Source organism: Alteromonas gilva, assembly GCF_028595265.1.
GTDB lineage: Bacteria > Pseudomonadota > Gammaproteobacteria > Enterobacterales > Alteromonadaceae > Alteromonas > Alteromonas gilva.
In genome coordinates, this window is record NZ_JAQQXP010000001.1 from 1,837,216 (window position 1) to 1,850,043 (window position 12,828).

At 51.6% G+C, this 12,828-nt stretch carries 14 protein-coding genes; 7 read left to right on the plus strand and 7 right to left on the minus strand.

The genetic code is table 11. The features are described from left to right. Window positions 1–119: 119 nt before the first annotated feature. Window positions 120–1,250 carry a M14 family metallopeptidase gene (locus tag OIK42_RS08120; RefSeq protein ID WP_273639643.1) on the minus strand — a complete coding sequence of 377 codons (1,131 nt, stop codon included), beginning with the start codon at window positions 1,248–1,250 and terminating at the stop codon, window positions 120–122. A 15-nt stretch (window positions 1,251–1,265) separates the two neighbouring features. Next, window positions 1,266–2,021 carry a molybdopterin-synthase adenylyltransferase MoeB gene (gene moeB, locus OIK42_RS08125; RefSeq protein WP_273639644.1) on the minus strand — a complete coding sequence of 252 codons (756 nt, stop codon included), beginning with the start codon at window positions 2,019–2,021 and terminating at the stop codon, window positions 1,266–1,268. Between the two features lie 80 nt (window positions 2,022–2,101). On the opposite strand from moeB, the gene moaB reads away from it, so the two are divergent. Genes moaB through OIK42_RS08160 form a run of 7 tightly spaced genes read left to right on the plus strand, consistent with a single transcriptional unit; the run spans window position 2,102 to window position 6,386 of the window. Then, the gene (gene moaB / locus OIK42_RS08130; RefSeq protein ID WP_374211845.1) at window positions 2,102–2,614 is read left to right on the plus strand and encodes a molybdenum cofactor biosynthesis protein B; all 513 of its coding nucleotides are present in this window, start codon (window positions 2,102–2,104) and stop codon (window positions 2,612–2,614) included. Next, the gene (moaC, locus tag OIK42_RS08135; protein WP_273639645.1) at window positions 2,615–3,091 is read left to right on the plus strand and encodes a cyclic pyranopterin monophosphate synthase MoaC; all 477 of its coding nucleotides are present in this window, start codon (window positions 2,615–2,617) and stop codon (window positions 3,089–3,091) included. A gap of 11 nt (window positions 3,092–3,102) precedes the next feature. After that, the gene (moaD, locus tag OIK42_RS08140) at window positions 3,103–3,345 is read left to right on the plus strand and encodes a molybdopterin converting factor subunit 1 (RefSeq protein WP_273639646.1); all 243 of its coding nucleotides are present in this window, start codon (window positions 3,103–3,105) and stop codon (window positions 3,343–3,345) included. Next, entirely contained in the window at window positions 3,345–3,827 is a 483-nt protein-coding gene (locus tag OIK42_RS08145; RefSeq protein WP_309568757.1) for a molybdenum cofactor biosynthesis protein MoaE, read from the plus strand. The genes moaD and OIK42_RS08145 overlap by 1 nt, the downstream gene beginning before the upstream one ends. Before the next feature lie 2 nt (window positions 3,828–3,829). Next, the gene (modA, locus tag OIK42_RS08150) at window positions 3,830–4,681 is read left to right on the plus strand and encodes a molybdate ABC transporter substrate-binding protein (protein ID WP_273639647.1); all 852 of its coding nucleotides are present in this window, start codon (window positions 3,830–3,832) and stop codon (window positions 4,679–4,681) included. A gap of 2 nt (window positions 4,682–4,683) precedes the next feature. Continuing rightward, window positions 4,684–5,358: a molybdate ABC transporter permease subunit gene (gene modB, locus OIK42_RS08155; protein ID WP_374211846.1), complete on the plus strand. Its 675-nt coding sequence runs from the start codon at window positions 4,684–4,686 to the stop codon at window positions 5,356–5,358. Beyond that, complete coding sequence (locus tag OIK42_RS08160) at window positions 5,343–6,386, plus strand: ATP-binding cassette domain-containing protein (protein WP_273639648.1); 1,044 nt, start codon at window positions 5,343–5,345, stop codon at window positions 6,384–6,386. Before modB ends, OIK42_RS08160 begins: the two co-directional genes overlap by 16 nt. Window positions 6,387–6,414: 28 nt before the next feature. Here OIK42_RS08160 and hemN read toward each other — a convergent pair whose 3' ends face one another. The 5 genes from hemN to OIK42_RS08185 all read right to left on the minus strand — a co-directional run bounded on the left by hemN (window position 6,415) and on the right by OIK42_RS08185 (window position 12,458). After that, window positions 6,415–7,785 (minus strand): oxygen-independent coproporphyrinogen III oxidase, encoded by a 1,371-nt coding sequence (gene hemN / locus OIK42_RS08165; RefSeq protein ID WP_273639649.1) that lies wholly within the window; start codon window positions 7,783–7,785, stop codon window positions 6,415–6,417. A 167-nt stretch (window positions 7,786–7,952) separates the two neighbouring features. Then, entirely contained in the window at window positions 7,953–10,538 is a 2,586-nt protein-coding gene (locus tag OIK42_RS08170) for a TonB-dependent receptor (protein ID WP_273639651.1), read from the minus strand. Window positions 10,539–10,689: 151 nt separating this feature from the next. Further along, on the minus strand, window positions 10,690–10,950 hold the full coding sequence (locus OIK42_RS08175; protein WP_273639652.1) for a hypothetical protein: 261 nt from the start codon (window positions 10,948–10,950) through the stop codon (window positions 10,690–10,692). A 221-nt stretch (window positions 10,951–11,171) separates the two neighbouring features. After that, window positions 11,172–11,567, minus strand: coding sequence for a DUF3718 domain-containing protein (locus OIK42_RS08180; protein WP_273639653.1), 396 nt, complete (start codon window positions 11,565–11,567; stop codon window positions 11,172–11,174). A gap of 495 nt (window positions 11,568–12,062) precedes the next feature. Continuing rightward, complete coding sequence (locus tag OIK42_RS08185; protein WP_273639654.1) at window positions 12,063–12,458, minus strand: DUF3718 domain-containing protein; 396 nt, start codon at window positions 12,456–12,458, stop codon at window positions 12,063–12,065. Between the last annotated feature and the right edge of the window lie 370 nt (window positions 12,459–12,828).

Genomic DNA, 12,828 nt, shown 5'->3' on the forward strand with positions numbered 1-12,828 from the left:
CCCGGCATCAGGCCGGGGTTTTTGTGTTAACGCTGATCGCAACGATGAGCGACAAAAAGTGTAAGCTGCGTCAAAACTTTAAAGCGTCAACGCGGCAAACCAGGCAAGTACCGGTGGGGTTAGCTGCCTTCGCTCAATGTAAAGTAGTTGGTAAAACACTTATACAACTGGGTACCGCTGAGTACCGATGCTGACGGGAAATGCAGCATCGGGATTAAATCACAGGGGGCATAAACAGGTTTGCTGCCCTTGTCATTATCCAATTCATCAATATTGAGTACCCTGGCCAGCAGCTCGCCCTCCTTAACGTGTTGACCCGGTCTGGCGCAATATTCCACCATGCCGCCCCAGTCGGTATACAGGGTTTTGTAATCCGCCAGCGCGACGCCTATACGGGTCATGTTGGCAGGGGTTACTTTGCTTTCCGGCAATAACCCTTTAGCGGTGAGGTAGCTGATGATACTGGTGGCATCAATTTCGCCTTCGGCAAAATCAATCACCTCCTGACTGCCCATCTCCAGGGTAAAGGCCTCTACACCAAAATCCAGCGTGCGCTGGTCGCGCGCGTTAAGCAAATCGGTCAGTGTCCACCAGGGGCAGAATGTGGCTTCATCGAGGGCGCCGGCAAACGCGTTAGGAATAAATATGCAATGGGGAAAGTTGAATGCCAGCGCGCTGTCTTTGGCGTATTGCGGAATATAAATATGCCGCGTCGATACCGGACCATTATGTAAATCGAGCACGTAATCGGCATCAACTGCCAGCTGTTGTAAACGCAGGTTGAGCTGTTGGGCCAGACCCAGCCCCCAGGGGCTGGCCAGCTTTTGGGCGATGGCCTGCTGCCAGTGCGCGCGAAAGCGTTGTTTTATGGAGGCGCCTGACTCCTCATCGGTAACGCTTTGGGCAAAAAGCTGAATTTGTTGCTCGTCGTAATAGTAGCCCCGGTTCCAGTTGGTGCCGTTAACCGGGTCAAACCGGCCCAGGGTGTATTCGCCGGCTTTAATGTTAGTGCCAACCGGGTTGCAGTTGGGTACCAGAATGATTTCGCCACTCACAGGTGTATCCTGTAGCCATTGTATGAGGTGGTAAATCACCACGTTACCCTGCACTTCGGCGCCGTGAATAGAACTTTGAATATACACGGTGGGGCCGGGCCGTTGTCCCTTAATGCGGTATACCGGTACGTTCATACTGCGGCCTGAGGCATTTTGTGCCACCCGGATATGTTGTTTACTGACTTGATTTAGCATAATGTTGGCTACTTATTATTGGTTGCTGCAAACGTCACAAAAGGGATCGGAGGGTACGCTAAAGCGTTGCCAGTTAAGCGTTTGGCCATCGTAGGTTAACAATTCGCCGGGCGTTAATACCGACGTTCCCATCAGCATGAGCAGGGCAATATGCGCCTGCTGAATACCAATGGTAGCCACCACAGGAGCAAAAATACCGGCCTCAACGCAGCTCAGGGGCTGCTCGGTTATAAGGCGGCTTACGCACTGGTAACAGGGGCTGTGGCTGGCCGGGTCGATCACCAGTAGCTGCCCCTCAAAGCGAATGGCCGCGCCGCTGACTAAGGGCTTTCCCTGGCTGTAACAAACACGGTTTATTTGCTGGCGGCTGGCGCTGTTGTCGGTGCAGTCGAGCACGATATCGTGGCGTTTGACCAGGGTTGCCAGGGCGTCGTCATCAAGCCGCTCATTAATGGTGTTAATGCAACAATCCGGGTTGAGCTGATGCAGACGGTCGCGCGCGGCGTGCACCTTGAACTGGCCGGTTTGCCCGGCGCTGAACAGGATCTGGCGGGGCAGGTTAGAGCGCTCAACGGTGTCATCGTCAACCAGGGTTAAATCCCCCACACCACTGCTGCATAATAACTGCGCTGCCGGGCAGCCTAAACCGCCCATGCCAATCACGAGTACGCGGGCGTTAAGCAGCGCCTCCTGGCCGGCGAGGTCGACCCGGGGTAAAACAATATGCCGGTTAAAGGTCACGGCTTGAGCATAACTTAAGGTATCTGGCATAGTTAGCGCTTTGATCCTATTGCGATTCAACGCATAATGTACCAATTCGACAGTCTCGTCGCAGCAGATTTTTAAGGAGCATGATGACTACTGCCTCTGAATCCCTGGCTATTGCCATTCTTACCGTGTCTGACACCCGCACACTGGACACCGATACCTCCGGTCAGTATCTCGCCGATGCGATAGAACAAGCCGGCCACATCCTTGCCGATCGCCAACTGGTGGCCGACGATATATATCAGCAGCGCGCGATTGTGTCGGCCTGGATTGCCGATCCTGATGTCGAAGCCATACTGGTGACCGGTGGTACCGGCTTTACCGGCCGCGATTCAACGCCCGAAGCCCTGAGCGTATTATTCGATAAGACCGTGGATGGTTTTGGTGAGCTGTTTCGCCATTTAAGTTACCAGGAAATTGGTACCTCGACGATTCAGTCGCGGGCACTGGCAGGTTTTGCCAATGCCACGGTGATATTTTGTTTACCGGGCTCAACCGGTGCCTGTAAAACTGCCTGGCAGGGGATTATTCAGTCGCAGCTCGATTCAACCTTTAAACCGTGTAATTTTGTTGGTCACCTGAAAGGGTCTCACTAGATGGCGCTGTCACACGTTAATCAGCATGGTGAAGCCAATATGGTGGACGTCAGCGACAAGGCCGTTACCACACGGGAGGCGGTGGCAGAAGGCATTTTAAGTTTATCTGCCGAGGCGCTTGAACAGGTGCAAAACAATACCGCTGCCAAGGGCGATGTACTGGCGGTAGCGCGTATTGCGGGCATACAGGGGGCCAAACAATGCGCTAACCTTATCCCGCTTTGTCATCCGCTGGCGCTCAGTAAGGTCGACATAGAATTTACCATTGATACCGCTAAGTCGCAGATTATTACCCGTTGCCGGTGTAAATTAAACGGCCAGACAGGGGTCGAAATGGAAGCCCTTACCGGGGTTAACGTCGCGTTGCTAACCCTGTTTGATATGTGTAAGGCCGTGGATCCGGCCATGACCATGAGTCATATTCGGGTACTGCAAAAACAGGGCGGTAAAACCGGTCACTGGCACCGCAATGAATAGCAGGAGTGGTGATGAAAGTTAAATTTTTTGCCCAGATCCGGGAGCTGACCGGGGTTGATGAGCTGGACTGTGACGTGCCGGTGCCGGCCACCATTGACGGCTTGCGCGAGCAGTTAATGGCGCGCGGTGCACACTGGCAGCAAGCGCTGCAAACCAATGTGCTGTGCGCCCGCAATCAAACCTTGTGTGAGGGCACAACCCCTGTCAGCAACGACGATGAAATTGCCTTTTTTCCGCCGGTCACCGGAGGCTGATGATGTTTGTTGAGGTAGGCCCGGACGATTTTAGCCAGCAGGCTTTGTATGACCGGCTGTGTGAAACCGATAGGGCCAGTCAGTCAGGTGCTGTGGTGACCTTTACCGGCCGTGTCCGCGACTACAATGCCCAGGGCCACATTGAGGGGATAGAGCTGGAATACTACCCTGGAATGACCGAGGCGGCGCTGCAGCAGTTACTGAAGCAGGCGCAGCAACGCTTTGCGCTCACTAACGCAGGCATTGTGCACCGGGTTGGGCGGCTGGCGAATCATGCTCAGATCGTGTGGGTAGGTACCTGTGCTGCGCATCGCAACGACGCGTTTAATGCAGCCAGTTACCTGATGGATATGCTCAAACAATCGGTACCTATCTGGAAAAAAGAATGGGCCAATGGCGAAGCCGAATGGGTGGCGGCGAAAACCACTGACAGTCAGGCCGCCATGCGCTGGTTGCAAGAAACTGACGAACCCGGGGCCTAGCATTGACTCTGCTTCAACGCTTTTGGGTAGCCGTGTGCTTAGGAAACTTGTGGTGGGGAATAGCCACCGCTGAACCGTCCGGGGTGGCGATGTCACTGACGCCCGCTGTACAAAATGCGGCGCAGCAGCCGGTAGAAGCCCCTGATGGCGCGGTTAAACCACCGCTGAGCATTGCGGTAGCGGCTAATTTTGCTGGCCCCTTACAGGTTTTATTACCCGCTTTTGAGCAGGCAAGTGGCATTAATACCCGCGTAACAGCCGGGTCAAGCGGCGCACTTTACGCACAAATTCAGCATGGTGCACCCTATGATGTGTTTTTGTCGGCCGACAGTATGCGGCCCCGGGCGCTGGTAAACAGCGGCAAAATATCCGCCGACGCTGTTACTACCTATACCATTGGTCAGTTGGCCCTGGTGGGTAATGTAACAGGGCTGACTGATGCGGCATTGCTGACCGATACCGTGCGCATTGCCATCGCCGATCCCGGGTTAGCGCCCTATGGCCGCGCGGCGCAAGAGCTTTTGGAGGCGTTGGGCATATGGTCGGCGTTACAATCGCGCCTGATCCGCGGCAATAACGTGCAACAAACTCTGCAGTTCTGGCAAACCGGTAACGTGGATGTTGCCCTGATTGCCGGCTCGCAATGCATTACCTATCAACTGGACTGCAAACCGGTGCCTGCGCTATACGAACCGGTTGTGCAGCAGATGGCCGTCGTCGCTTCCAATCAGGTAGCGCAGGCCGAAGCGGCGCGTTCACTCGCCCGGTATTTACGCAGCGAGGCGGTGCAACAGCAACTGACTGCGATGGGCTACCGGGCGGTTACGGATATCACCAGTCGGGGCGGTTTATAATCGTGGATACCACTGCCGTCTTTCTCACCCTAAAACTTGCCGGGTTGTCGACGCTGTTGTTGATGCTGCTGGCGGTGCCGGTGAGCTGGGGGCTGAGCCGCTGGAACAGCCATTTTAAGTCTGTCGTGCAGGCCATCGTGGCGCTTCCTTTAGTCTTACCGCCTACTGTACTGGGATTTTACCTGCTGCTGGCCTTTGCACCCAACAGTGTAATTGGGGGCTGGTGGCTTACTCTTACCGGCGAACGGTTGGCGTTTACCTTTGAAGCACTGGTTCTCGGCTCGGTTATTTACTCATTACCTTTTGCGGTGCAGCCGCTGTATGCAGGGTTTTCCCAGCTTCACCCGCATTATCTGCAAACCGCCAAAATGCTTCACTTGCCCTGGTTTACCCGGTTAAAGGTGGTAGTTCTGCCGGCCATTAAACCCAGTTTATTAATTGCAGCAGGCCTCAGTTTTGCCCACACCATTGGCGAGTTTGGCGTGGTGTTAATGATTGGTGGCAATATTCCCGGTGAAACCCGGGTGGTGTCCATTGCCTTATTTGATCATGTCGAGTCGCTCAACTACGCCAGCGCCCATCAACTCGCCGCGCTATTGCTGATCTTTTCGCTGTTGTTGCTCATTGCACTTTACTGGCTGCAGGGCAAACGGAGGCTTAAATGGAATGTCATGTAAGCCAGCAAGCAGGGGCTTTTACGCTGCAGGCGAGCCTGTTATTACCCGCCGAATGCCACTGGCTGGGCCTGTTTGGGCCCTCAGGAGCGGGAAAATCCACCTTATTGCGGGCGTTAGCCGGTCTGGAGCGAACGGCTGAGGTCAATGGGCAATGGGGTGAGGTCGTACTACCTGATGCCCGGCAATCGGTATTGGTGAGTGCGCAAACGCCGTTGTTTCCGGCGATTTCTGTTGCCCAAAATTTGCATTTGGTGGCCAGTCACAACCAGCAATCTGCGGCGCAGACCGACTGGGCGATTGATAATTGTGAATGCCGCCAGCTACTCAGTAAAATGCCCGGGGCGTTATCCGGCGGCGAATTACAACGGGTAAAGCTGGCCAGGGCGTTATTGGCTAACCCTACATTACTGCTTCTCGATGAGAGTTTCAGTGCCATGGACAGCGCGTTAAAGCAGCGTATTCAGTGGCGGTTGCGCTATGAGTGGTCGGGCTCTGCGCGGGTTATTATGGTGAGTCACGATATTAACGACATGATCCGCTGTTGCCAGCAAGTGGCATTAATTAGCGCTGGCAGCGTGGTTAGCCAGGGGGATATCGCCACCATACTGGGCGGCCAACATGCGTTGGCACAACCAGATAAACCCGGTGAGCAGACGCTGCCCCTCGCCAGTGTGCTCAAAGGCCCCTTTTATGCGCAGGGAGATGCGGGGATTCAGTTTAAAGTGGGGCAAACGATTGTTAACAGCAGCGATGCCGCCGTGCGCGATAATACCAATCAAATCGCCATGCTGGTGCCAGCCTCCCAGGTGGTGCTGAGTCAGGGCGACGAGACATCGCTGAGTCTGCCGAATTGTCTGACCGGCAGGGTAACCGCGATTGAGTCAATCAATGACCTGCAGCATAAAGTGTCGTTACTCTGCGCTGACCAACAGCTCATTGCGGCAGTGGATACGGTCATCTTAGCGCAAATGGGACTGCACAGCGGTGACACAGTCCACGCCCACTTTGCCAGCCGCTTTTCGTTATAGCGGGCGTTACTGCAGCTAATGCGGGGCGCTATATGACCCTTGAATAGCGTTGTCGATGCACTTGTTTGCCAAGATAAGCATCAAAGGCCATACAGATAGTGCGAATAAGTAACCTGGCTCTGGGAACAACTTTTATATGTTGCCTGGTGACCGATACCAACGCATCGTCGATGAAGGGCCCAAGGCTGTCTATGGCCTCGGCAAAGTATTCGTTAAAGTTAATATCCCATAAAGATTCGATATCGCAAATTGCCAGATTCAGGTTACACATTAACTGCATGATCACGTCGCGGCGTAGCATATCATCACGGCTGAGCATAACACCTTTACAGGTCAGGCTGGTTTGCGCATCAATGGCGGCATAATACTCGTTGAGCGTTTTAGGGTTCTGACCGTACATATTATGCACGGCCGATATGGACGACACGCCTATACCAAGTAAATCCAAGTCACCGCGTGTGGTATAACCCTGAAAGTTACGATGTAATACGCCGTCGCGCTGAGCCACAGCCAGTTCATCATTGGCTTTCGCGAAATGGTCCATACCAATTAACTGATAACCCACTTGCTGCAGACTTTGCATCGCGTTTTTCATCAGCGTCAGCTTGGTTTGCGGAGAGGGCAGCCATGCATCTTTTATTTTGCGCTGGGCGGCAAAACGCGCTGGCAGGTGCGCATAACTGAATAACGACACGCGCTCTGGATCCATGGCTTTTACCGCAGCCAGGGTAGTATTAAAAGTCTCGGCAGTTTGATGTGGCAAGCCGTAAATCAGATCGAGGTTAACCGATTCAAAGCCAACGCAGCGGGCGTAAGTGATTAAATCGGCAATGTGCTGGGTGCTTTGTAAACGGTTAATGGCTTGTTGCACCTTGTAGTCAATATCCTGAACGCCAATACTCAGACGGCGGTAGCCGATGTCTGCCAGGGCTGACAGGTAGGTGTTGTCGACCCGCCGCGGATCGATCTCGATGCTGCACTGGGCCTCATCAGCAAACTGAAATGCCGTGCGCAACAGGGTCATAAGCCGTTGGTGCTGGGCGGCGCTCAAAAAGCTCGGTGAACCGCCACCCAGATGTAACTGTTGAACGCGACAATGGCTGAATGCGGCGGCGCGCAGGGTTATTTCTTTCGCCAGATAGTCCAGGTAGCGATCCGCTTTTTCCTCATGACGGGTAACAATTTTATTGCAGCCACAGTAGTAGCACAAACTGTGGCAAAAGGGGATGTGCACATACAGCGACAACTCATCATTGGGGCTATTTCGGGCAGCAGTGATGAGGTGGGTGTCATTGACACTGTCATTAAATTCAAGCGCGGTTGGGTACGAGGTATAACGTGGCCCGTTAAGATTGTATTTACTGATAAGTGCTGGATCAAAAAAGTCGGTGGTTTGCATGGCCTGGTATCGCTGTTGTTAATAACTAAAAGCCAACGGGAGTAGTGGGCTTTTCAATGACAAACAGCATACAGAAACAGTAAAAAAGTAACTTTGATCTCGTTCAATAAAAAGGCGGCCAGGCCGCCTTTTAAGTGAAGAGGTTGAACGTCTATTCAGGTGAACAGTCAGAATTGTTTTCTGAGTGTTATGCCAAAAGTGCGGGGCATGCCGGGGTAGGCCATAATTTTGCCGGTTTGTACCGGTACATCAAAGCCATTCTTAGCCACATAGCGGGTGTCGAAAACGTTTTTGCTCCATACAATCACCTGACTGTCCCACTGTGGCAGTTCCCACAGCCAGCTGGCATTGACCAGTTCAAAACTGCCGACATGTTTATACGGATCGTTGGTGTCATCCATAAACAAATCACCGGTATACATGTAGTCTACACGCACAGTGGTAGGTAAAGAGCCTATGTCGAGGTAATGCTCAAGGCCCAGCGTGTACCGGCTTTCGGGTTCAAAGCCAATGCGATCTCCGGCGCGGGAGCAAAACGGGTCGTCGGGATGTTGCCGGCCGGGATCGTCAACCCCGGTGTGCCAGGTATAAGCTACCCAGCAGCTACCATTGTCGAAGTCGTCAAACCTGGCCAGTAAGCGCGCGTAATTAAAGGTTATTTGTGTAGAGGCCAGCGGAAACCAGGTGACATCAAGCTCCAGACCTTTGGTGCCGATACTGCCGGCATTTTGCAGGTTAAATCCCGTGCCGGTAAAGGTCGACGCCTGAAAATCGTCGATATCCGTATGGTGTATAGCAAGGTTCACCCGCAGATTGTGTTGCGGAACTTCCTGTTTGATACCCACTTCCCAGGCCGTTGAGGTTTCAGCCCTAAATACCGGGTCGAAGGCGCTACTGATACGGTCGGTATTGATACCACCTGATTTATAGCCGTTTGCCCAGGAGGCGTATATCAGCTGATTGTCATTGGGTTGGTAGCTGAGCTTAACGGTTCCACTGAGGTTGTTTTCTGACAGCGACTCGTTAAGCGGCGGGCGCGGCAGGACCGATGCGGTGTTTAAAAAGTAAAATCCCCAGCCAGGCTGTTGAAACGGGGCAATTGCAGCCAGTGAGGCACTGTCGGGCATCTGTCCACTGCTCAATGCTGCGCCAATACTGGCCAGAGCTGCTCCTGCTGCCAGAGGATCCGGAGGCGGCGGTAAGCCATTAAAGCCGGGGCCGGTTTCCTGAAAATTTCCTGTGAGTTCTTTATCTTCGGTGGTCCAGCGTAAGCCGGTGGTGAGCGTGAAGTGGGGCGCAAACTGCCAGTCGGTTTGCGCAAAGAGCGCGTAGCTGTCCTGTGTTTGATCTGCACTATGAGGAAACTGTGTTGCGCCGGGGGTCGCCGCTGCGGTAGGCGCTATTAAACCGCCTGACAGCGCACTTAACGTATCCAGGCCCTGGGTCAGTGGCGCAAGTTGTGCCGTGCTGGCGGCAAAAAATACCGGGAAGTCCTCGCCGATATGATTGGTAAAATCCAAATCCAGCCCCTGGTGAAAATAGAACGCTCCCACTATGGCGGTCAGATCGTCAGTATTATAATGTAAACGAAGTTCCTGGGTGAATGCCTGTTGTGAGGCATCGTTGGTGGTTGACAGCAACTCAACGTCGGCAAAGTCGGTATCAGATTGGTCTGAACTGTCGAAATAGCGCAGCGCAGTGAGCGAAACCAGCGACAGCGTGTTGCTGAGTGCCCAGTCAATTTCAGCCGATAACCCCCTGTCCTGCATTTTTGAGCGCGGCGGGGTGCTCAGTGCAGTGGTGAAATCATAAAACTGCTGTTGGGTAAAAACGGTACCGTTTAGCAAAGGTGAGGTGAGTATTGCATCAGTGCCGAACTTGCCGGCTATCTCATTGGCTTCGAGGTTGTCCTGCCAGGTGAGCGCAGCGCAGCAGCGCTCGTCCAGCTCAGCATAATCGGCAATCACCCTGACCGATAGCTTTTCTGCCGGCTGATACAATGCCTGTAATCTGACTCCCGAGCGGTCGCGGTTGTTGAGTGGTTTGCCAGGGTGGCTCAAATCATCCACCCAACCGTCGCGTTGCGAGCTGAACCCACTGATCCGAAAGGCCAGAATGTCATCGATGACAGTGATCGATTTGGCGCCGCTAAGGTTCAGCGTATTAAAGTTACCCCCGGTGAGCTGTAAAAAGCCGCTGCCGTCAAAATCTGGTTTTATTGTGTTGATTACAACCGCGCCGGAAGGCGTGTTCTTACCAAATAAACTGCCCTGGGGACCTCGTAATATCTGCACTGATTCAAGATCGACCAGATCATTGATAACTGAATTTTGGCGGGCACGATAAACGCCGTCTACGTATAAACCTACTGATGACTCAAAACCAAAGTTTTGCGAGGATGTGCCTACACCGCGTATCGCAAAAGCACTATTGGTTGCCGTTTGGCTTTGAAAGGCTGAGAGTGTCGGGACGCTTCGTTCGACGTCAAATAAATCAAAACTGGCTTTTTCTGCAAGCATTTGGCCCGTCAGCGCTGTAACGGCTACCGGCACTTCCTGCAGGTTTTCAGTACGCTTTTGCGCGGTAACTTCGATAACTTCGAGTTTATTGCCGGCAGCGGTTTGATTAAGTGTAGCGGTTTCATTGGATACAGCGGTTTGACTGAGTGCAGAGGTGCTGCTCAGTGATAAAGCGAAAAGTAAAAACGATTTTTTTAGCCAGTAAAACTTACTCAGGGCGCAGTCTGTGTGCATGTACAATCCGGATATGCGTCGCAAAAAAGGCATAGTGTAGTGCCAATTGCCGCTAAACGATAGACAGACCGGTTAATTAATAGAGTAAAAATCAATTAGCTTTTCATCATAATGTGAAACACGTTTGCAACACTTTGTGTTTCACCACCTGTTAACGTGCGTTTTCAGATAACCACATCGTTTGCGACTGGCGAGCCGGTGCTTTCAGGTTTTTTGTGGGTTGGCTGCTGTGAGTAACATGCTTACCGAGTAACTGTTCAATGGGCAAACGGCTATTGTCGGTGCGTAGTTTTTTAATCAGCTTGATGGTAGTGTGCGTTCTTGCTTGTCCATCGGTTTGGTTTTTTGCCAGTGCCGGACCAGCAGCAACAGATAATATCAGCAGGGCGGTTGAAACTAATTTAGTTGTCATCGTTAACTCGCATTATTGGTTTGGGGTCCAGTGAGTCTTATTTAACCTCAGACTGCTGGTGCAGACCATGGCCGCTGTCATACATAGGTATGTTAATTAATAACAATCGGTGTGTTAGTATGAATATTAAATGGATTGCCTAAGCTGTCTGAGCTAAAAAGGCGCTTTTCAGCGCCTTCTCCGGATATCCCTCACTACTGACAGGGAGCATCAGTTTGTACTTATAAGCGGGCCAGCAATGCTTTTGACACCTGGTGGTCCTGCAAGCTGTTTTCGGCAATCCAGCTTTGTAACGTTTTACCGTCTGTTTCAGGTGCGCCCAAGTCACTGCTTGGCATCTGTTTTACTAACAATGTGCCTACTTCAATGGCGTTATTGGTAATTGCTGTCTTAATCAGGCTCTGGCCACTGCAGGTGATGCCTGAGTAATAGTCTCGCAATTTTAACGAATAGTCAGCTTGAATATCACGCATTTTTTTGCGCAGTTCGCCTTTATCGTCAGCAGCAACGATAGTACAAATATTGGCAAGAGACTCTTCAACACCGGCTATAGCAGTGGTGTTGATGCCCAAAGTAACAGTTAGCAGCAGAGCAGCGGTCTTAGTAAATTTTAACATGGCTTGAATTCCAAAAAAGAGTAATGAGCTAAAGTGTGTTTCGATTGCTCGATGGCGCGCATTAAACACTGTATTGTTGAATAACTGAACAACTAAGGTGATACGTAGGTATGGTTATTTATACTATTTTTAAGTTGTTGATTTTAATTATAAAAAATGTTGACTTCAACTTTTGAGCGACACGCTAAAGACTGTGGTTTACGCGTGACAATTTAGTCGGGTGGTGATACTACAAGGGCTAAATCATATTCATGACAATGTTGATGATAGAGTGGGTGAGCAGTCAGCATAGCGGCAGATGCAACAGTCATACTACGGTGATTGGTAGCAGGCTGGTAATTGATATAAAGTAGACTTGCGGTGTGACAGGGGCTGTTAAAAATAGCCAAAAGGAAAAAAGACGCCTTGCGGCGTCTTCTTAACGCAGGGAACTGCTAAGTCCCTGCAACCATGTTGAATGAGTACATGGCGAACATGAATCCGGGTCGAGTCCGATTATAAGCGGCTCTGTAATTCTTGTGCTACAGCGTGGTCCTGGTGACCGTTTTCGTTGATCCAGGCTTGCAGCGTTTTGCCGTCAGTTTCTGGCGCGCTTAAGTCGCTGCTAGGCATTTTCTTAACCAGCAGGGTGCCTACTTCTACCGCGTTGTTAGTAATCGCAGTTTTAATCAGGCTCTGGCCGTTACAAGAAATACCCGCGTAGTAGTCACGCAGCTTTAAACGGTAATCTGACTCTACAGAACGCATTTTTTTGCGCAGCTCACCTTTGTCATCGGCAGCAACGATAGTACAGATGTTAGCCAGTGAGTCTTCAACGCCAGCCGTCGCTGTCGCGTTAATTCCGAAAGAAGCAGTTAATACAAGGGCAGCAGTTTTAGCAAATTTCAACATGGTTATTTCCTATTTGTTTCAGCAGTTAATGGTTTTGTTTGTTTCGTTTTGTTGGATGTATTACACACCGGGCTGCTGAATGATTAAACAGCAGGGCTGATACATGGGTATTTGGTTATATACCTTTTTTTCTGGTCGTATTTAGTCTGCAAAGTATTGATACCATAGAAGTTAGTAAAATAAAGACCAAATGCTCCAGGCTATCTGGTTGCTGGGTCGACGAGGTATAAAGCATCGTTATTCAGGCTTGTTAAGCGCGCTCTAATCGCAGAGCAGCGTAACCGTTGCGCGGGAGTTAAGGGTTGGTTTAATGCGCCGTGATCACAGTTCGTCACAGCATATCAATAAGGAAAAAAGGCGCCTTGCGGCG